The following is a 19,556-nucleotide window of genomic DNA, read 5'->3' as shown; positions in this document are numbered from 1 at the left end:
CTGGTCTTATGAGCGAGACGGAGGGACAGCGGGAACGCACGGAGACGCTGGCGCATCGGGTGCCCGACCTCGCGGCGCTGGAGCTGCTGCTGGCGGTGGCGCGGCTGGGCAGTCTCGGCGCCGCCGCGCGCGAGGTCGGCATCACCCAGCCGGCCGCCAGCAGCCGGCTCCGCTCGATGGAACGGCAGCTGGGCGTGGCCCTGGTCGACCGCTCGCCGCGCGGCTCCCGGCTCACCGACGCGGGCGCCCTGGTGACCGACTGGGCCCGCCGGGTGGTGGAGGCGGCGGCGGCCTTCGACGCGGGCGCGCGGGCCCTGCGGGACCGGCGGGACTCGCGGCTGCGGGTGGCGGCGAGCATGACCATCGCCGAGTACCTGCTGCCCGGCTGGCTTCTCGCGCTGCACACCGAGCGGCCCGACACGGCCGTCTCGCTGCTCGCGGGCAACTCGGCGAAGGTGGCCGAACTCCTGCTGGCCGGCGAGGCGGACCTCGGCTTCGTGGAGGGACTGACCGTGCCCACGGGGCTGGACTCCGCGGTCATCGCCCAGGACCGGCTCATCGTCGTCACCGCGCCCGGCCACCCCTGGGCCCGCCGCCGGCGCCCCCTGACGGCGGAGGAACTCGCGGCGACCCCGCTCATCCTCCGCGAGCGCGGCTCCGGTACCCGTCAGGTCCTGGACGCGGCACTCGGCGGGCTGGCCCGGCCGCTGATGGAACTGTCCTCCACGACGGCGGTGAAGGCCTCCGCGGTCAGCGGCGCGGGCCCCTCCGTCCTCAGCGAACTGGCGGTGGGGGAGGAGCTGGCGATGCGGCGACTGGTCGGCATCCCCGTGGCGGACGTGTCCCTCCGCCGCGACCTGCGCGCGGTCTGGCCGACGGGCCACCGCCCGACCGGTCCGGCCAGGGAACTGCTGTCGCTGACGCGGGGATGACGGCACGCGGGGCCCGTCGCCGGCCGAGGGCGCGACCTCCGGACGCCCGCCCCCTCCGGGTGCCTCCTCCGGCGGGCCCAGGGCACACCGGCCCCGGCCCGGTCCAGGAGGCGGCTGGGACGGCCCGGTTCAGGAGGCGGCTGGGACGGCCCGGTTCAGGAGGCGGCTGGGACGGCCCGGTTCAGGAGGCGGCTGCGACCAGGGCCCGCATCACCCGCAGGTCCTCGCCCATCTCCGGGTGCCACTGCACGCCCAGCAGCCAGCCCCGCTCCGCCGGCAGTTCGACGGCCTCCACGGTGCCGTCCTCCGCGTAGGCCGACGGCACCAGCCCCTCGCCGAGCCGGTCCACCGCCTGATGGTGATACGTCGGCACCTCCAGCTCCTCGGGGACGATGTCGGCGTACCGCGTCCCCGGTACCGGCTTGACCGGGTGGCCGCCGAACACCCCGACCACCTCCCGGTGCCCGTCGACGTGCTGCACGAGCGTGCCGCCGAGGGCGACGTTCAGCAGCTGCATGCCCCGGCAGATGCCCAGCACGGGCACGCCCGCCGCCAGCGCCGCGTCGATCAGCGCCAGCTCCCAGGCGTCCCGCCGCGGCGACGCGGGCCCCGTGCGCGGCGAGCGCTCGGCGCCGTACCGGGCCGGGTCGACGTCCGGGCCGCCCGCGACGACCAGCCCGTCGAGCCGGGCGACCGCGGCGGCGGCCCGCTCCGGGGCGTCCGGCGGCAGCAGAAACGCCAGCCCGCCGGCCCGCTGCACCAGCCGTGGATAGCCGGTCGGCAGCAGCACCGCCTCCAGTTCCCACACGCCCCAGCGCGCCCCGGACTCCAGATACGTGCTCACGCCGATCAGCGGCCGTTCGGTCATGCTGCCCTCCCTGGGCTTCAAAGGTGCTCGCTGCAAGGTGCCCGTATCACGATGCTCGCCGGAAAGCCGCCCGCTTCAAAGGTGTTCGGGAAAACCTTTACCGATCCGGCTCATGCCAGGAAGCCCCGCAGCAGGGCCGCCGTGCCCGCGCAGTGCTCGCGCATCATCTCCCGCGCGCCGTCGGCGTCCCCGTCCAGCACCGCCTCCACCAGCGCCGTGTGCTGCCGCTGGGAGTGCTCCAGGTTGCGCACCAGCAGCGGGATGCAGTCCAGCAGGTCGTTCACCGTGGCCCGGACCGCCGCGTACTGCGCGGTCAGCGACGGCGAACCGCACAGCTCGGCCAGGGTCAGATGCAGCAGGGTGTCCGCCCGCCGGTAGTCCGCCAGTGGAGCCCCGTGGGTGCGGTCCAGGGCCTCGCGCAGCCGCTCCGCCCGCTCCCCGTCCAGCCCGTGCGCCGCGCACAGCCCGGCCGCGCCCACCTCCAGCACCTCCCGGAAGCGCAGCACGTCCTCGATGTCGACCTCGGCGATCCGGCGCCGCAGCTCGTCCTCGCCGCCCGCGTCCGGGCGCGGCAGCACGAACGTTCCGCCGTACCGGCCGCGCCGCGCCTCCACCAGCCCCTGGTCCTGCAGCACCTTCAGCACCTCGCGCAGCGTCACCCGGCTGATCCCGAGCCGCTCCGCGAGCTCCCGCTCGGCCGGCAGCCGCTCGCCGCCCGGCACCAGACCCAGCCGGACGACCTGGAGGATCTGCTCCAGCGCCTCCTCGAAGCCGTTGCCGGCCCGCACCGGCCGCAGCACCGGGGCGAGCCGATCGCCCACCCCCTGCCACTCCGTCTCCTGCGACATCCGCCGTACCCCCTTCCCAAGCAATGGTTCTCCGCAATACCTTATGGCTCCCGGCCCGGCCGAAAAAGCGCGATGCGCCCAAGGAGGCTCTCCCGTGGCAGACCGCACACCCCCGCTCAGCGTCGAGGAACTGCACGCCCTCGTCGCGAGCGGTGAGATCGACACTGTCGTCCTGGCCTTCCCCGACATGCAAGGGCGGCTCCAGGGCAAGCGGTTCGCCGCCCGCTTCTTCCTCGACGAGGTCCTCCGGCACGGCACCGAGGGCTGCAACTACCTGCTCGCCGTCGACACCGAGATGAACACCGTCGACGGCTACGCGATGTCCTCCTGGGACCGCGGCTACGGCGACTTCGCCATGCACCCCGACCCGGCCACCCTGCGCCGCGTCCCCTGGCACCCCGGTACCGCGCTGCTCGTCGCCGACCTCGCCTGGAACGACGGCTCCCCGGTCGTCGCCGCGCCCCGCCAGATCCTGCGCCGCCAGCTGGAACGCCTCGCCGAACTCGGCCTCACCGCCCAGGTCGGCACCGAGCTGGAGTTCATCGTCTTCAAGGACAGCTACGAGCGGGCCTGGGACGCGAACTACCGCGGCCTGACCCCGGCCAACCAGTACAACATCGACTACTCCATCCTCGGCACCGGCCGCATCGAGCCCCTGCTGCGCCGGCTGCGCAACGACATGGCCGGCGCCGGCCTCACCGTCGAGTCCGCCAAGGGCGAGTGCAACCCCGGCCAGCACGAGATCGCCTTCCGCTACGACGAGGCCCTCACCACCTGCGACCAGCACGCCCTCTACAAGACCGGTGCCAAGGAGATCGCCGCCCAGGAGGGCGTCTCGCTCACCTTCATGGCCAAGTACAACGAGCGCGAGGGCAACTCCTGCCACATCCACCTCTCGCTCGCCGACGCCGACGGCACCAACGCCATGGCGGGCGACCTGGAAGGCGGCATGTCCGAGGTGATGCGGCACTTCCTCGCCGGACAGCTCGCCGCCCTCCGCGACTTCTCCCTCCTGTACGCCCCCAACATCAACTCCTACAAGCGGTTCCAGCCGGGCTCCTTCGCGCCCACCGCCGTCGCCTGGGGCCACGACAACCGCACCTGCGCCCTGCGGGTCGTCGGCCACGGCCGCTCCCTGCGCTTCGAGAACCGCCTCCCCGGCGGCGACGTCAACCCCTACCTCGCCGTCGCCGGCCTGGTCGCGGCCGGTCTGTACGGCGTCGAGCGGAAGCTCGAACTTCCCGAGCCGTGCCCCGGCAACGCCTACACCGCCGGCTTCGCGCACGTCCCGACCACCCTGCGCGAGGCCGCCGGCCTCTGGGCGGACAGCCCGATCGCCCGCGCCGCCTTCGGCGACGAGGTCGTCGCGCACTACCACAACATGGCACGCGTCGAACTGGAGGCCTTCGACGCCGCGGTCACCGACTGGGAGCTGCGCCGCTCCTTCGAACGCCTGTGAGGCATGACGTGTCCCAGCAGTACGCACTCGAAGTTCTCAACCCCGCGACGGAAGAGGTGGTCGCGACCGTCCCCGGCGCCACCGAGCAGGACGTGGACGCCGCCGTCCGCCGTGCCGGACGGGCGCAGCGGACCTGGGCCGCGCTCGCCCCCGCCGACCGGGCCCGGCTGCTGCGCCGCTTCGCCGTCGTCGTCGACGAACACCGGGAGGAACTGGCCCGGCTGGAGGTGCGGGAGGCCGGCCACACCCTCGGCAACGCCCGCTGGGAGGCGGGCAACGTCCGCGACCTGCTGGACTACGCGGCCGGCGGAGTGGAACGGCTCGCCGGCCGGCAGATCCCGGTACCCGGCGGCCTGGACGTCACGATCCTCGAACCGCTCGGCGTCGTCGGCGTGATCGCCCCGTGGAACTTCCCCCTGCCGACCGCCGCCTGGGGGACGGCACCGGCACTCGCGGCGGGCAACGCCGTCGTCCTCAAACCCGCCGAGACCACCCCGCTCACCTCCCTGAGACTGGCCGAACTCGCACTGCAGGCCGGACTCCCCGAACACCTCCTCCAGGTCCTGCCGGGCCGCGGTGACATCGCGGGCGACGCGCTCGTACGGCACCCCGGCGTCGCCAAGATCGTCTTCACCGGCTCCACCGGCGTCGGGAAGCGCGTCATGGCCCTCTGCGCCGACCTGGTCAAGCCCGTCACCCTGGAACTCGGCGGCAAGAGCCCCAACGTCGTCTTCGCCGACGCCGACCTCAAGACCGCCCTCGACCCCTTCTCCTTCCTCGACAACTCCGGCCAGGACTGCTGCGCCCGCACCCGCATCCTCGTCCAGGAGAGCGTGCTGGACGAGGCCCGGGAACTCCTCGCCGACGCGCTGGCCGCCGTGGTCGTGGGCGACCCGGCCGACGAGAAGACCCAGATGGGCCCGCTGATCAGCCGCCGGCAACGGGACCGCGTCCGGTCCTACGTCCCCGACGCTGCCCCCGCCCTGCGCGGCAGCGCACCGGACGGACCCGGCTTCTGGTTCCCGCCGACCGTCCTCACCGGGGAGCGGCCGGACGGCCGGGCGGCCACCGAGGAGATCTTCGGCCCGGTCGCCGTCCTCCTCCCCTTCACCGACGAGGAGGACGCCGTCCGCCTCGCCAACGGCACCCCCTACGGCCTCTCCGGCTCCATCTGGACCCGGGACGTGGGCCGCGCCCTGCGCGTCTCCCAGGCCGTCCGCGCGGGCAACCTGTCCGTCAACTCCCACTCCAGCGTCCGCTACTGGACCCCCTTCGGCGGCTTCAAGCAGTCCGGCCTCGGCCGGGAACTCGGCCCCGACGCCCTGACCGCCTTCACCGAAACCAAGAACGTCTTCATCAGCACGGAGGGCCCCGCACAGTGACCGACAACAGTGTCTGCCGCCGCCTGGTCGGCCGTACCGCCGTAGTGACCGGAGCCGGCAGCGGCATCGGACTCGCCACCACCCGCCGGCTCGCCTCCGAGGGGGCCCACGTCGTCTGCGCGGACGTCGACGAGGCCCGCGGCAAGGCCGCCGCCGACGAGGTCGGCGGACTGTTCGTGAAGGTCGACGTCACCGACCCCGAGCAGGTCGAGGCGCTGTTCAAGGCGGCGTACGACACCTACGGCAGCGTCGACGTCGCCTTCAACAACGCGGGCATCTCCCCGCCCGACGACGACTCGATCCTGGAGACCGGCCTGGAGGCGTGGAAGCGCGTCCAGGAGGTCAACCTCACCTCCGTCTACCTGTGCTGCAAGGCCGCCATCCCCTACATGCGCCGCCAGGGCAAGGGCTCCATCATCAACACCGCGTCCTTCGTGGCGCGGATGGGCGCGGCCACCTCCCAGATCTCGTACACGGCCTCCAAGGGCGGCGTCCTCGCCATGTCCCGCGAACTGGGCGTGCAGTTCGCCCGCGAGGGCATCCGGGTCAACGCCCTGTGCCCCGGCCCGGTCAACACCCCGCTGCTGCAGGAGCTGTTCGCCAAGGACCCGGAGCGGGCCGCCCGCCGGCTGGTGCACATCCCGGTCGGCAGGTTCGCCGAGGCCGAGGAGATCGCCGCCGCCGTCGCCTTCCTGGCCAGCGACGACTCCTCCTTCGTCAACGCCACCGACTTCCTGGTGGACGGCGGCATCGCGGGCGCCTACGTCACGCCCCTGTAGGAGGGGCGCGGGCGGACACCCCGCGCCGCCGAACCGCCGGGTCGCCATCCGTATCGATCTCGTCACGCCCGGTGAGTCGGTGCGGTCCCCGGTGCCACAATGAGCGCCGGGTGGCGGTTCGGAGGGGGTCCCGTGGAAGTCCGCATCGGTGTCGACGGTGATGACGAGGACGCCTCGCTCGCCTGGCTCTACCGCTGGCTGCTGAGCGACGACGAGCTGACGGGCGAGGCCGACCTCTCCCTCGTCGCCGCCGAGCCCGTCCCCGGCGGGCAGGGCGCCGCGTTCGAGGTGATCAACGCGGTCGTCTCGGACGCGCTGAGCCTGGCCGGCGTGATCGTCGCGGCCCGCACGGGCGCGCGGGCGAGGCGTGCGCGTCTGCGGTTCGAGGCACGCGGGGTGACGGTGACCGTGGACCCGGACTCGGACCTGTCCCCCGAGGAGATCGTCGCCCTGCTGCGCGGCCAGGAGGATTCCGGGGACACCGGCGACGGGTCATGAACGCGGAAGCGCCCCGGCTGTCGGACAGCGGGCACACCCGGGTGCTCCTGGTGGGCGCCTCCCGGTTCACGAGGCTGACCGACCTGCCGGCCGTCGAGAACAACCTCGAAGCGCTGCGTGAAGCCCTCACCCAAGGCCCCTGGCGGCTGCCGGAGGAGAACTGCGTCACGCTGCTCAACGAGCCCGACAAGGCCACCGTCATCGGCGCCCTGAAGCACGCGGCGGCCGCCCGGGACACGGTGATCTTCTACTACGCCGGGCACGGACTGGTCGACGCGAAGTACACCGACCAACTCCTGCTGGCGCTGCCCGAGTCGTCCGCCGACGACTGGGAGCACTGCCTCCTCTACGACGAGGTCGACCGGGCGCTGACCCGCGTCAGGGCCCGGCGCAAGGTGGTGATCCTCGACTGCTGCTTCGCCGGCCGCGCCAAGGCGCTCGGTGACTCCGGCGGGGCGAGCGAGGCCGGTTACGTGCTGTGCGCCGCGGGCCCGACGAAGCAGGCCCGGTCCCCGGACGGCGCGACGTACACCGGCTTCACCGCGGCCCTCCTGGACATCCTGTACAACGGAATCCCCGGCAAGGGGCCCGTCCTCGACATGTACACCGTCTACAACCGGCTCGCCGGGCAACTCCGCGACGCGGGGCTGCCGAAGCCCACCCAGTTCACCACGGCGGACGGCGGAAGCATCGCCTTCGTCGTCAACCGGGCCCACGAGACCGCCGGCACAGCCCGTCGCCGGGTGTTCGGCCAGGCGGTGCGACCCCGGTTGACCCGCCGCCGGCTGCTGACCATCGGCGCGGGCGTGGCCGCCGTCGGCGGCGGTGCCGGCTTCCTCCTGCGCGACCGGCTGACGGACGACGGGCCCACGGCCGAGCCGCCCGGAACGCAGCGCTGGCGCCGCCACTTCTCCGCCGCCGCCCTGGTGTTCGCCGGTGACCGCACCCTCGTCACCGTCCTCCAGGACGGCCGGGTGACCGGCCTGCGGCCCACCGACGGGGAACCGATGTGGGAGACGGACCTGCGCGGCTCGCTCACCCGCTCCTCCCTGGTCAAGGGAACGGCCCTGATCTCCCTGAGCGACGGCGAGCACAAAGGGACCCTGAGCGCCGTCGACGGCACCGGCCGCAGGCGCTGGACCCTCAGGACGAACGGCTGGCCCTGGCACCAGGCCGAGGGCCGCGACGACGAGATCTACACCGTGACGACCGACGGGTGGCTCTACCGGATCGACCTCGCCACCGGCAGGGCGGACTACGCCCAGAAGATCTCGGGCGGCCAGCTGAACGAGGTCGCCGTCGCCGGCAACCTGCTCTACATCTCCACCTACCGCGAGGGAATCATCGCCCTCGACCCCGCCAAGGGCACACCGGTGTGGACCCACCGCACCAAGGGGTTCGTGGCCGGCGCGGCGGTCGACGCCGAGCGGGTCTACCTGACGGTCGGCCACGGCACCGACCCGTCCTCCTTCGGCGGGCAACTGCTGGCCCTGGACGCGCTGGAGGGAGAGGTCCGCTGGAGCCACACCTTCACCACCCTGCTCCAGGCCGGGCCGACCCTGGCCGCCGGGCGTGTGCTCCTCACGGACCTGCGCGGCACCCTGCACGCCTTCCGGGCCGCCGACGGGCAGCGGACCTGGCAGCAGGACGTCTCCGCCGACTCCTCGAACCGCGTCGGGCACGACGGCGAGACCGTCTACGCCGGCACGAACCGGGGCGTCGTCGCCCTGAACCTGAACACCGGCGACGTCCGGTGGACGGGTCAGGTCGTCGCCGATCCGCCGACCTCCTGGTACAGCAGCGCCGAGCCCGCCGTCGACGCCCACTCCGTCTACATCGCCTACGGCGACCGGACCACCAGCGGCGGCAACTGCGACATCTACGCCTTCAACCGCTAGCGCGGCCCGCTCACAGGAACGTCCGCCCTTCCCCCCGGTACGTCGGCACGGTCGCCGTCACCGTGTCCCCCTCGATCAGGTGCAGTGCGTCGAACCGCTCGCACAGCTCGCCCGCCTTCGCGTGCCGGAACCACACCTTGTCGCCGATGAGCAGGTCGTCGGCGGGGGAGCCGAGCAGCGGGGTCTGCACCTCGCCGGGGCCCTCCTGCGGGTCGTACGCCAGCCCCTCGGGCAGGTACGGCACCGGCAGCCGGTCGGGGCCGGCCGCGCCGGAGGCCGGGTAGCCGCCGCCGAGCACGGTGACGACACCCACGCCGGGCCGCCGGACCACCGGCTGGGCGAAGAGGGCGGCCGGGCGGCCCGTGAAGGAGGTGTAGTTGTCGAACAGGCGCGGCACGTACAGCCCCGAGCCGGCCGCTATCTCGGTCACCGCGTCCTCGGCGGCGGTGTGCTGCACGCTGCCGGTACCGCCGCCGTTGACGAACTCCAGGTCGGGGACGACCGCGCGTACCGCCCGGACGACGGCGGCCCGCCGCTCCGCCAGCTCCCGCCGGGCGGCGGACTGCATCAGCCGGATCGCCCGCGACCGCAGAGGCCGTCCGGCCAACGCGTCCCCGACCCCGGCGACATGCCCCTCGTACGCCATGATCCCCACCAGCCGGAAACCCGGCCGCCGGGCCACCGACCGTGCGAGTTCGGCGAGTTGCGCGGGGGAGTGCAGGGGCGAGCGGCGGGCGCCCACCCGCACCCGGCCGCCCAGCAACCTCAGCGAGGTGTCCAACTCCAGGCAGACCCGCACCGTTTCACGCCCCCCGTCGCGGGCGGCGTCGATCAGATCGAGCTGCGCCGGGTCGTCCACCATCACGGTGACGGCCCCGGCCGGCTTGGGGTCGGCGGCCAGTTCCGCGAACCCTTGCCGGTCGGCCGACGGATAGGCCAGCAGAATGTCGTCGAACCCCGACCGCGCGAGCCACAGCGACTCGGCCAGGGTGAACGACATGATGCCCTGGAAGCCGTCCCGGGCCAGGACCCGTTCCAGCAGGGCCCGGCAGCGCACCGACTTGCTGGCGACCCGGACCGGCTTGCCGGCGGCGCGGCGCACCAGATCGGCGGCGTTGGCGTCGAACGCGTCCAGGTCCACGATCGCGAGCGGGGCGTCGAGATGGGCGGTGGCCCGGTCGTAACGGGCCCGGTCGGCGGCAGGCGCAGTCATGGCGGAAGCCTGCCAGACAGGATTACCGCAGGGTAGGGGGACGTTCCGGGCAGATGCCCCGGGCTCGCGGACCGGTTCCGTTCCGACCCCCGACAACCCGTAGAGTGACGCGCACGTACGGCGGCATGCGACCGGCGCTCCGAGTGAACCGGGATGCCCGTCCGGCCGTACGGGTAGGCGTGCCCGGGAGAAGCTTGCGCACCGGGCGCGGCCGAACAGCGGGACGGCCCGCGTACGAGAGAGCGGCCCGGGCACGAGGAAACGGGGGGTGCATGAGCACGGAAGCACGTCACGCCCCCGTCCCGCCCCGCCCCTCGGCTCCCCCCACCGACACCACCCGGCCCACGGACCCCGCCCGGTCCGGTGGCGCCGCGCGTCTCCCGGAGGCCGCCGGGTCCGCGGACGCCGCCCGGCCCACGGACCCCGCCCGGTCCGCCGGCTCCGCTCGTCTCACGGACGCCGCCCGGCCCACCGGCGCCGTCCGGCCCCCCGCCAGGGGGAGCGAGCCGGCGTCGTCGGGCAGGGTCCCGGCCCCGACGACGTCCCGCCCGCCGGGCCCGTCCGCGCCACCCCGCCCGCCGATGCCCTCCGTGCCACCCCAGCCGCCCAAGCCGACCTCGGCCCCCCAGCCGCCGAAGCCTGCCTCGGCCCCGCAGCCACCCAAGCCGACCTCGGCCCCGCAGCCGCCGCAGCCGACCTCGGCCCACCGTCCGCCGATGCCGGCCTCGGCCCCCCGCCCGCCCATGTCCTCCGCGAGCCCTCGCCCGCCCGACGACCTCGACGACGAGCCGTCGGTCTTCGCCCCCCGCGGAGCACGACCGCAGACCGGGTCGGCCGCGCGTGTCCACGGGCCGCGTGCCTCGGCCGTACCCGAGGCCGCCGGCCCCGTGAGCCCGCCCCCGCCGCCCGCCTCGGCCCGCTTCCCCGACGCACCCCCGAGCAAGGGTGCCCGGGGTGACATCGGGTCGGAGACGACGGCACGGCTGCGCGGCGGTGGGCCCCGCCGGCCGGGCGTCCCGGCGGAGACGCCGGTGGAGACGACCGCACGACTGCGGCCGATCCCCCCGTCCCCCCGCGCCGCAGGCTCGTCCTCCGGTGCGGCAGCCCCCGCCACGGGTCCCGAGGGCCCCGCCACCGGCGGCGCCGTCCGCCCGTCCTCCGGTCCCGCGGGCTCCGCCACCGGCGGCGCCGGCCCCTCCTCCGGTGCGACAGGCCCCGCCACCGGCGCCGTCCGCCCGGGCCGTGGTGCTGTCGAGGGACGCGGTGGACGAGGTTCCGCGGCGCGGGCCTGGAGCCCGTGGGCATCCGCGCACCCGGCGACCCCGGCCGCGCCGCACCCGGCGACCCCGGCCGCGCCGCACCCGGCGAACCCGGCCGCGCCGCACCCGGCGAACCCGGCCGCGCCGCACCCGGCGAACCCGGCCGCGCCGCACCCGGCGACCCCCGCCGCGCCGGACCCGGCGCACTCCTGGAGCGCCGCGCCGCCCGTCTCGCCCGCCCGCCCCGTCGTGTCGTTCGCGGAGCCCGAGGCGTTCGGCGAGCGCCCGCGCCTCCGGGTGGGCCCGCGGACCGCCGCTGCCGCCGCCTGTCTCGTGCTCGGTCTCGGCCTCATCGGCGGTGCCGTGACCGGGAGCTGGCTCACCGGCGACGGCACGGACACCGGCGCGGGGAACGCGTTCAGCACCGCCGGGACGCTCTGGCACAACGTGCCCGTGGACGACCTGTTCCCGCCCACCGTCCAGGGCACGGGCGCCGGCCCCGGCGGCGCCGACCGCACCTGGACCCGGATCGCCGTGGCCCCGGACAGCGGCTGCGCCCACGCCTTCGACCCCCTGCTGCACAAGGTCCTCGCTCCGGTCGGCTGCCGGCGGCTGCTGCGCGCCACCTACACCGACGCCACCCAGAGCCACGTCACCACCGTCGGCCTGCTGTTCACCAAGGCCGACCCCGCCGCCATGGCCGCGCTCGCCGCCCGCTTCCGCGACGAACACCTGACCGCACGCGCCGACCTGATGCCCCGGCCGTACGCCGCCGACGGCACGGCCGCCGCCGCCTTCGGCGACCGGCAGCGGGCCTCCTGGACCCTCTCCGTCCTCACCGACGCCCCCGTCGTCGCCTACGCCGTCTCCGGCTGGGCCGACGGCCGCACCGTCGACTCGCCCCAGCCCGCCGCCGACGCCGTCCGCGCCGGCGCCACCACGGCACCGGCCCAGGCCGGGCTCGGCAACGAGGCCCAGGGGCTGGCCGACCGCATCGAGCGGCGTCTGCGCAAAACCGTCGGCACGGCCACGGAGAAGCCTTCATGAAGCATGCCGCCGGAGCGGCGGTGAGCCTGCTGCTCGCCGGCGCCCTCGCCCTGCTGCCGTCCACCGCCGCGCACGCCGACGGCATCCGCGGCCAGCAGTGGGCGCTGTCCGCCCTCGACCTGGACGAGGCCTGGCGGACCACCAAGGGCCGGGGCGTCACCGTCGCCGTCCTGGACACCGGCGTGGAGGCCGACCACCCGGACCTCGCCGGCAACGTCCTGCCCGCCAAGGACATGATCGGCTTCGGGGCCGGCCCCGGCGACCGGAACTGGGCCCGGCACGGCACCGCGATGGCCGGGATCATCGCCGGACACGGCCACGGCCCCGGCGACGCCGACGGCGTCATGGGCGTCGCCCCCGAGGCGAGGATCCTGCCCGTCCGCGTGATCCTGGAGGACGGCGACTCCGCCCGCGCCAAGGCCCGCACCACCCGCGGCAACGCCCTCGCCGACGGCATCCGCTGGGCCGCCGACCACGGCGCCGACGTCATCAACCTCTCCCTCGGCGACGACTCCGACTCCGCGCACCCCGAGCCGACCGAGGACGAGGCCGTGCAGTACGCCCTGAAGAAGGGCGTGGTGGTCGTCGCCTCCGCCGGCAACGGCGGCGACAAGGGCGACCACGTCTCCTACCCGGCCGCCTACCCCGGTGTCGTCGCCGCCACGGCCGTGGACAAGTACGGCACCCGCGCCGCCTTCTCCACCCGCCGCTGGTACGCGGCCGTCAGCGCGCCCGGCGTCGACGTCGTCATCGCCGACCCGGACCACAAGTACTACGCGGGCTGGGGCACCAGCGCGGCCTCCGCGTTCGTCTCCGGCGTGGCGGCCCTGCTCAAGGCCGCCCACCCCGGCCTGACTCCGGCCCAGGTCAAGAAGGTCCTGGAGGACACCGCGCGGGACGCCCCGGTCGGCGGCCGGGACGACTCCCGCGGCTTCGGCATGATCGACCCGGTGGGGGCCCTCGAAGCGGCCGCCCGCCTGAAGCCGCAGGGACGTCCGGGCGCCGCGTCCCACGGCGGGAAGTACTTCGGCGCCGGCCCGGACACCCCCAAGGCCACCGGCGGCGTCTCCGGTTGGGCGGCCCCGCTCGCCGGCGCCGCGGGTGTGGTCCTCGTCGCCGCCGGGGTGATCCTCTGGCGGGGCCGGCGGCGGCCGGCCTGAGCCGCTGACCCACGCCGCACCCGGTCTCCGGCCCGGCGCAACCCCTCCGCGGCAGCCACCCGGGACGGCGGGGCGGGCGGACGGGAGGCACCGCGCTCCTTGCGCCGCCGGGGCGGCCGGTGCCCTGGCGCGGACCCCGCCGTCCGGCCTGATCCGCGTCAAGTCCCGCGCGGGGCAGGTCACTTGACACCTCGCACCGCGTCAGTCGGTGCCGAAGGCCGACACCGCCGCCCGGGCCGCCGCCTCCACCAGGGAGATGCCCTCCGCCTGGCTGGTGGTGCCGTTCGACAGCACCGCCACCAGATACCCGGCCCCGTCCACCGTCACCCGGCCGATGCTGTTGACGTCCCACAACCCCGTCGTGCTGCGTGCCAGCCAGCCGTTCTTCAGCGCCCAGGAGCTGCCCTCGGCGGCGGCCGACACCCCCCACCGCTGATCCGCCTCGACGGACTTCATCAGCCCCTGGACATACGTGCGCGAGGCCGCGCCCAGCTTCGACTCCGCCCCGAACACCTGCCGGAGCAGCACCAGTTGGTCCGCCGCGGTGGTCTGGGTCAGCCCCCACAGCTCACCGTCGCCGCCGGAGGTCCCCGTCAGCCCGAAGCGCTCGTTGGCCGCGTCCAGCCCGGCCGCCCGCCCGATGGTGTGCCACAGCACGGTCGTGGACGCGTTGTCGCTGTTCTCGATCATCTTCGCCGCGTACGCCTTCTCGGCCGCCGTCAGCCGCCGGCCCGCGTCCTGGGCCCGGAGCAGCAGCGCGGCCAGGATGTCGACCTTGACGATGCTCGCCGTGTCGAAGGACCCGTCGCCGTACACGGCGCTCCCACCGGAGTCCAGCGCCAGCACCGCCGCCGACACCTCGGCGCCCCTGAGATCCACCTCAGGAAACGCCGGGATTCCTGCGCACGCCGTGCCGCCCGCGGCTCCGGCCCCGCACGAGCCCCGCGGCCGTCCCCCTATAGGGTCGGTGACCGTGGCGAACAAGAACATTCCCGACCCCGGCTTCTCCGACGACGACGGCTCCGCCGACCCCCGGCTGAGCGCCGCGCTCGCCGCCTGGGCCGAGGACCGCGGCGCGCTGGGGTCCGTCCTGGAGGCGCTCAAGGGCGCCCGTCTGCTGGTCCCCGTCGTCGCCGTGCTCGGCGAGGTCGAGGAGGACGAGAACGGGCTGCGCCGCGAGAAGACCAGCGACATGGCCGTTCCCACCCTGAAGGCGGGCCACCGCACCGCGCTGCCCGCGTTCACCTCCACCGACTCCCTCGCCCGCTGGGACCCCGAGGCCCGCCCGGTCGCCGTCCCCCTGCACCAGGCGCTCCAGGCCGCCGCGCACGAGAAGGCCGACACGGTCGTGCTCGACCTCGCCGGGCCGGTGCCGTTCGAGCTGACCGGCCCGGCGCTGCTCGCCCTGGCCGAGGGCCGCACCAGCACCGACCCGCTCACCGACCCCGCGGTCCTGGCGGCCGTCCGTGCGGCGGTGGCGGCGGAGCCCGCCGTGCTGCGCGCCCACCTCGGCCCCGGGCGGGCCGACGGCACCCTCGCCCTGGTCCTCGACCCGGCCGCGCCGCCCGCCGAGGCCGCGCGCGCGGTCGCCGAGCGGCTGGCCGCCGACGAAACGCTGCGGGCCCGCCTGGTGCACGGCCTCGACCTGGCACTGCTGCCGGCCGGGACCACGCCTCCGGGCGAGCCCTTGTACGTGCGCGGATGACGTCCGGGGGCGGCCCCCGGGGAACGGACTAGCCGTAGACGGGACCGGTGTACTTCTCGCCGGGGCCCTGGCCCGGGTCGTCCGGGACGATCGACGCCTCGCGGAACGCCAGCTGCAGCGACTTCAGACCGTCGCGCAGCGGGGCCGCGTGGAAGGAGCTGACCTCGGTCGCGCTCGCGTCCAGCAGTCCGGCGAGCGCGGAGATCAGCTTGCGGGCCTCGTCCAGGTCCTTGTACTTCTCGCCCTCCTCGCTCAGCCCGAGTTTCACGGCGGCGGCGCTCATCAGGTTGACGGAGACCGTCACGATCACCTCGACGGCGGGGACCTCGGCGATGTCCCGGGTCATCGCGTCGAAGTCGGGGGTCTCAGGAGGGGTGTCACTCATGTCCCACACGATAGGCGAGGGCGTGGGGGCGCCCTACCCAGGCCCACTCCGCCCCGATTAGCCCTTGTCAAGCGATCCTGCTAATCTGGTGGACGACCGGCCGGACACCGTTGTGCTCGGCCCACAAGTGGAGGCTCCGATCTCCCACCTGACCGTCCCCCGGGCGGCGGGTCACCCGGTCAGACGGCCACCATCGTTCCGTACGGACGATGGAGTCGTCCGAAAGCGCGCCCCGCGACATCGCGGCGGTGCTCCGGTAGTGCTTGGAGCCCCGCTCGTGATCGTCCGGGGCATTTTTGTTGCTTCGGCGCGGTTAGGTCTCACGAACAGAGACGTTACGCGGCTGTCCGCCAGGCCGCCGCGTGGTGCTACCGAGGAGGATCCATCAGCGCCGAGCCCCGCATCAACGACCGGATTCGCGTTCCCGAGGTGCGACTTGTCGGTCCCAGTGGCGAGCAGGTGGGCATCGTCCCGCTCGCTAAGGCACTGGAGCTTGCGCAGGAGTACGACCTGGACCTGGTCGAGGTCGCGGCGAACGCCCGTCCGCCCGTGTGCAAGCTCATGGACTACGGGAAGTTCAAGTACGAGTCGGCCATGAAGGCCCGTGAGGCGCGCAAGAACCAGGCGCACACGGTCATCAAGGAGATGAAGCTCCGGCCGAAGATCGACCCGCACGACTATGACACCAAGAAGGGTCACGTCGTCCGGTTCCTCAAGCAGGGCGACAAGGTCAAGATCACGATCATGTTCCGTGGCCGTGAGCAGTCCCGCCCCGAGCTGGGCTACCGACTGCTGCAGCGCCTCGCGGAGGACGTCCAGGACCTCGGTTTCGTGGAGTCGAACCCGAAGCAGGACGGCCGAAACATGATCATGGTCCTCGGTCCGCACAAGAAGAAGACCGAGGCGATGGCCGAGGCCCGTCAGGCGCAGGAGGCCCGCAAGGCCGAAGCGAAGGCGAACCCTGGTAAGTCGCAGAACCCTGCCGAGGCTGAGGCGCCGTCCGAGGAGCCTGCCGAGGCGTGATCCCGGGGGACGCATGTCCCCGAGGATGTAACCGATACAAGAGCGACGCTCCACCGTGCCCGGTTTCACGACCGGGCACCGGAGCGCCACCGACGAGGAGAGAACGGCGCTATGCCGAAGAACAAGTCGCACAGCGGTGCCAGCAAGCGCTTCAAGGTCACCGGCTCCGGCAAGGTGCTCCGTGAGCGCGCCGGCAAGCGCCACCTGCTCGAGCACAAGTCGTCCCGCGTCACGCGTCGCCTCACCGGCAACGCCGAGATGGCCCCGGGCGACGCCGCGAAGATCAAGAAGCTTCTCGGCAAGTGACGTACCGGCGCTCGCCATCCACTGAGCGCCGTACGCCAGGACCGGGACCCAGTCGTTTCCGGGTCGTGTGAGCACCACCACGACCCCGCTACAAGGAGTTAACAAGTGGCACGCGTCAAGCGGGCAGTCAACGCCCACAAGAAGCGCCGGGCGATCCTCGAGCAGGCCTCCGGCTACCGCGGTCAGCGTTCGCGCCTGTACCGCAAGGCCAAGGAGCAGGTCACCCACTCGCTGGTCTACAACTACAACGACCGCAAGAAGCGCAAGGGCGACTTCCGTCAGCTGTGGATCCAGCGCATCAACGCCGCTGCCCGCGCCAACGGCATCACCTACAACCGCTTCATCCAGGGTCTGAAGGCCGCGAACGTCGAGGTCGACCGCAAGATCCTGGCCGAGCTGGCCGTGAACGACGCGAACGCCTTCGCGGCGCTCGTCGAGGTCGCGCAGAAGGCGCTGCCGTCGGACGTCAACGCCCCCAAGGCTGCGTGACGCCGCGCCGGCTCTGAGCCGACGTTCACTGCAGGACCCGCAGGCTGTATGGCTTGCGGGTCCTGTCGTTGGTGCCCCGGTCGTCGTTCGGCCGCGCCCCGGCGGGGGCCGATCGCGCGGTCCCCGCGCCCCTCGGGGGTGCTCCGGTCCAACGGTGTTGCAAACCTAGAAACTCTCCCGAAGGTGAAGCAGAGGATGCCCCCCGCCACCCCCGAGCTGATCTCCCCCCGGTCCGCGCGTGTCTCCGCCGCCCGACGGCTCGCCAAGCGGAACTTCCGGACCAAGGACCGGCTGTTTCTCGCGGAGGGGCCGCAGGCCGTGCGGGAGGCCGCCGCGCATCGGGCCGGGGGACAGGCGACGCTCGTCGAGCTGTTCGCCACGGTCGAGGCCGCCGAGCGGTACGCCGACATCGTCGGCGAGGCCCGGGACGCGGGCGCGCGGGTGCACCTCGCCTCCGAGGAGGTCATCGCCGAGATCTCCACCACCGTCACCCCCCAGGGCCTGGTCGGCGTCTGCCGGTTCCTGGACACCCCCTTCGAGGACATCCTCGCCGCCCGGCCCCGGCTGGTCGCCGTCCTCGCCCATGTGCGCGACCCCGGCAACGCCGGCACCGTGCTGCGCTGCGCCGACGCCGCCGGCGCCGAGGCCGTGATCCTCACCGACGCCTCCGTGGACCTGTACAACCCCAAGGCCGTCCGGGCCTCCGTCGGCTCGCACTTCCACCTGCCCGTCGCCGTCGGCGTGCCCGTCGAGCGGGCCGTGGCCGGCCTCCGGGAGGCCGGGGTGCGCGTCCTCGCCGCCGACGGCGCCGGCGACCGCGACCTGGACGAGGAGCTGGACAAGGGCACCATGGGCGGCCCCACCGCCTGGGTGTTCGGCAACGAGGCCTGGGGGCTGCCGGAGGACACCCGCGCCCTCGCCGACGCCGTCGTGCGCGTCCCCCTCCACGGGAAGGCCGAGAGCCTGAACCTGGCCACGGCCGCCGCCGTATGTCTCTACGCGTCGGCCCGTGCACAGCGCGCCTCCGGAGGGTGCCGCTCCGTCACCGAGAGCTAGTAGGGTGACCAGCTCGGGGCCCTGCGCCGTCTGAGAGGTGGGGTACGGGGATGAGTGTGGCCGGCACGAGCACCGCGCCGGAGGGACGGGACGCGCGGCGCACACCCGCGCCCCCGCACGCGGACGTCCGTCCCGGCGTCGATCCCGACCAGCTGCCCGACGGTCTCGTCATCGCCGACGAGAACGGCCGCGTGACCTGCTTCAACGCCGCCGCCGCCCGCATCACCGCGGTACGGCCCGCCGACGCGCTCGGGCGGTCGCTGGAGACGGCGCTGCCGCTGGAGGATCTCGAGGGCCGCCGCTGGTGGCAGCTGACCGACCCCTACGGCGGGCTCGCGATCCGGGTACGGCAGCCGGAGCGCAACCTGCTGCTGCCGGGCGGCCGCGAGGTGCTGGTCTCCGCCCGCTACGTGCGCGCCGAGCCGCTGGGGCCGGTGCGGTGCGTGGTGGTCTCCCTCCGGGACACCGAGGCCCGCCGCCGTACCGAGCGCAGCCACGCCGAGCTGATCGCCACCGTCGCCCACGAGCTGCGCTCCCCGCTGACCTCGGTGAAGGGCTTCACCGCCACCCTGCTCGCCAAGTGGGAACGCTTCACCGACGACCAGAAGCGGCTCATGCTGGAGACCGTCGACGCCGACGCCGACCGGGTCACCCGGCTCATCGCCGAGCTGCTGGACATCTCCCGGATCGACTCCGGGCGGCTGGAGGTGCGCCGGCAGCCCGTCGACATCGGCGCCGCCGTCTCCCGGCACATCCAGGCCTACGTCGCGGCCGGCCAGCGCGCCGACCGGTTCCTGCTCCGCATCGAACAGCCGCTGCCCGCGCTGTGGGCCGACCCCGACAAGATCGACCAGGTCCTCAGCAACCTCATCGAAAATGCCGTGCGGCACGGCGAGGGAACCGTCACCATTGACGTCACGCCCTCGGCGTCCCCGCGCGAGGGCGAGGAAACCGGCACGTCGGTCACGGTGAGCGACGAGGGGCCCGGCATCCCGGAGGAATCCATGAACCGCGTCTTCACCCGCTTCTGGCGGGGCAGCAAGCGCGGCGGCACGGGACTGGGCCTGTACATCGTCAAGGGCATCGTGGAGGTCCACGGCGGCACCATCACGGTCGGCCGCGCCTCCGGCGGCGGCGCAGAGTTCCGATTTACGTTGCCCGTGAGCGCGCCGGCGTATCTCGCCTAGCGGCCCACGGGCCATGCGTCTACCTCCACCCCGTTAGACTCGGCCTTTGGCACCTTTGTGTC

19 protein-coding genes are annotated in these 19,556 nt (G+C 74.0%); 14 read left to right on the top strand and 5 right to left on the bottom strand.

From position 1 onward, the window contains the following. Window positions 1-8: 8 nt before the first annotated feature. Complete coding sequence (locus tag ACZ7KF_RS13495; RefSeq protein ID WP_471072903.1) at window positions 9-932, top strand: LysR family transcriptional regulator; 924 nt, start codon at window positions 9-11, stop codon at window positions 930-932. Between the two features lie 181 nt (window positions 933-1,113). Here ACZ7KF_RS13495 and ACZ7KF_RS13490 read toward each other — a convergent pair whose 3' ends face one another. Together ACZ7KF_RS13490 and ACZ7KF_RS13485 are read right to left on the bottom strand one after the other, a co-directional pair. Then, on the bottom strand, window positions 1,114-1,800 hold the full coding sequence (locus ACZ7KF_RS13490) for a gamma-glutamyl-gamma-aminobutyrate hydrolase family protein (RefSeq protein ID WP_471072901.1): 687 nt from the start codon (window positions 1,798-1,800) through the stop codon (window positions 1,114-1,116). A 110-nt stretch (window positions 1,801-1,910) separates the two neighbouring features. Further along, window positions 1,911-2,648 (bottom strand): FadR/GntR family transcriptional regulator, encoded by a 738-nt coding sequence (locus ACZ7KF_RS13485; protein ID WP_471072898.1) that lies wholly within the window; start codon window positions 2,646-2,648, stop codon window positions 1,911-1,913. A 94-nt stretch (window positions 2,649-2,742) separates the two neighbouring features. Between ACZ7KF_RS13485 and ACZ7KF_RS13480 the strand changes: the two genes are divergently transcribed. The 5 genes from ACZ7KF_RS13480 (at window position 2,743) to ACZ7KF_RS13460 (ending at window position 8,664) form a co-directional block, all read left to right on the top strand. Next, the gene (locus tag ACZ7KF_RS13480) at window positions 2,743-4,107 is read left to right on the top strand and encodes a glutamine synthetase family protein (protein ID WP_471072895.1); all 1,365 of its coding nucleotides are present in this window, start codon (window positions 2,743-2,745) and stop codon (window positions 4,105-4,107) included. Window positions 4,108-4,115: 8 nt separating this feature from the next. Then, window positions 4,116-5,489, top strand: a complete 1,374-nt coding sequence (locus ACZ7KF_RS13475) for an aldehyde dehydrogenase family protein (RefSeq protein WP_471072892.1) — start codon at window positions 4,116-4,118, stop codon at window positions 5,487-5,489. Further along, window positions 5,486-6,268 carry a 3-oxoacyl-ACP reductase gene (locus tag ACZ7KF_RS13470; RefSeq protein WP_471072889.1) on the top strand — a complete coding sequence of 261 codons (783 nt, stop codon included), beginning with the start codon at window positions 5,486-5,488 and terminating at the stop codon, window positions 6,266-6,268. Before ACZ7KF_RS13475 ends, ACZ7KF_RS13470 begins: the two co-directional genes overlap by 4 nt. Window positions 6,269-6,400: 132 nt before the next feature. Beyond that, window positions 6,401-6,766 carry an effector-associated constant component EACC1 gene (locus ACZ7KF_RS13465; RefSeq protein ID WP_471072886.1) on the top strand — a complete coding sequence of 122 codons (366 nt, stop codon included), beginning with the start codon at window positions 6,401-6,403 and terminating at the stop codon, window positions 6,764-6,766. Further along, window positions 6,763-8,664, top strand: a complete 1,902-nt coding sequence (locus tag ACZ7KF_RS13460; RefSeq protein ID WP_471072883.1) for a caspase, EACC1-associated type — start codon at window positions 6,763-6,765, stop codon at window positions 8,662-8,664. Before ACZ7KF_RS13465 ends, ACZ7KF_RS13460 begins: the two co-directional genes overlap by 4 nt. A 10-nt stretch (window positions 8,665-8,674) precedes the next feature. Here the strand turns inward: ACZ7KF_RS13460 and ACZ7KF_RS13455 are convergent, their stop codons facing one another. Continuing rightward, the gene (locus ACZ7KF_RS13455; RefSeq protein WP_471072879.1) at window positions 8,675-9,877 is read right to left on the bottom strand and encodes an amino acid deaminase/aldolase; all 1,203 of its coding nucleotides are present in this window, start codon (window positions 9,875-9,877) and stop codon (window positions 8,675-8,677) included. 716 nt (window positions 9,878-10,593) lie between these two features. Between ACZ7KF_RS13455 and ACZ7KF_RS13450 the strand changes: the two genes are divergently transcribed. Both ACZ7KF_RS13450 and mycP read left to right on the top strand, forming a co-directional pair. Continuing rightward, window positions 10,594-12,183, top strand: coding sequence for a hypothetical protein (locus ACZ7KF_RS13450; RefSeq protein WP_471072876.1), 1,590 nt, complete (start codon window positions 10,594-10,596; stop codon window positions 12,181-12,183). Continuing rightward, on the top strand, window positions 12,180-13,343 hold the full coding sequence (mycP, locus tag ACZ7KF_RS13445) for a type VII secretion-associated serine protease mycosin (RefSeq protein WP_471072873.1): 1,164 nt from the start codon (window positions 12,180-12,182) through the stop codon (window positions 13,341-13,343). Before ACZ7KF_RS13450 ends, mycP begins: the two co-directional genes overlap by 4 nt. Before the next feature lie 201 nt (window positions 13,344-13,544). Here the strand turns inward: mycP and ACZ7KF_RS13440 are convergent, their stop codons facing one another. Continuing rightward, window positions 13,545-14,333 carry a serine hydrolase gene (locus ACZ7KF_RS13440; protein WP_471072870.1) on the bottom strand — a complete coding sequence of 263 codons (789 nt, stop codon included), beginning with the start codon at window positions 14,331-14,333 and terminating at the stop codon, window positions 13,545-13,547. On the opposite strand from ACZ7KF_RS13440, the gene ACZ7KF_RS13435 reads away from it, so the two are divergent. Continuing rightward, window positions 14,317-15,048 carry an SseB family protein gene (locus ACZ7KF_RS13435; RefSeq protein WP_471072867.1) on the top strand — a complete coding sequence of 244 codons (732 nt, stop codon included), beginning with the start codon at window positions 14,317-14,319 and terminating at the stop codon, window positions 15,046-15,048. The genes ACZ7KF_RS13440 and ACZ7KF_RS13435 overlap by 17 nt on opposite strands. 28 nt (window positions 15,049-15,076) lie before the next feature. Here the strand turns inward: ACZ7KF_RS13435 and ACZ7KF_RS13430 are convergent, their stop codons facing one another. Further along, window positions 15,077-15,433, bottom strand: coding sequence for a DUF1844 domain-containing protein (locus ACZ7KF_RS13430; protein WP_471072864.1), 357 nt, complete (start codon window positions 15,431-15,433; stop codon window positions 15,077-15,079). Window positions 15,434-15,817: 384 nt separating this feature from the next. Between ACZ7KF_RS13430 and infC the strand changes: the two genes are divergently transcribed. The 5 genes from infC to ACZ7KF_RS13405 all read left to right on the top strand — a co-directional run bounded on the left by infC (window position 15,818) and on the right by ACZ7KF_RS13405 (window position 19,494). After that, entirely contained in the window at window positions 15,818-16,456 is a 639-nt protein-coding gene (gene infC, locus ACZ7KF_RS13425) for a translation initiation factor IF-3 (protein ID WP_078637498.1), read from the top strand. Between the two features lie 111 nt (window positions 16,457-16,567). After that, window positions 16,568-16,762 (top strand): 50S ribosomal protein L35, encoded by a 195-nt coding sequence (rpmI, locus tag ACZ7KF_RS13420; protein ID WP_004933563.1) that lies wholly within the window; start codon window positions 16,568-16,570, stop codon window positions 16,760-16,762. Window positions 16,763-16,867: 105 nt separating this feature from the next. Beyond that, window positions 16,868-17,251, top strand: a complete 384-nt coding sequence (rplT, locus tag ACZ7KF_RS13415; protein ID WP_006141703.1) for a 50S ribosomal protein L20 — start codon at window positions 16,868-16,870, stop codon at window positions 17,249-17,251. Window positions 17,252-17,446: 195 nt separating this feature from the next. Next, window positions 17,447-18,307: a TrmH family RNA methyltransferase gene (locus ACZ7KF_RS13410; RefSeq protein ID WP_471072861.1), complete on the top strand. Its 861-nt coding sequence runs from the start codon at window positions 17,447-17,449 to the stop codon at window positions 18,305-18,307. A gap of 50 nt (window positions 18,308-18,357) precedes the next feature. Further along, entirely contained in the window at window positions 18,358-19,494 is a 1,137-nt protein-coding gene (locus ACZ7KF_RS13405; protein WP_471072858.1) for a sensor histidine kinase, read from the top strand. Window positions 19,495-19,556 lie beyond the last annotated feature (62 nt).

It is taken from the genome of Streptomyces sp. NPDC038200, from assembly GCF_055600785.1.
The sequence above is the reverse complement of the archived record's forward strand: the minus strand, read 5'-3'. Positions and strand labels throughout refer to the sequence as shown.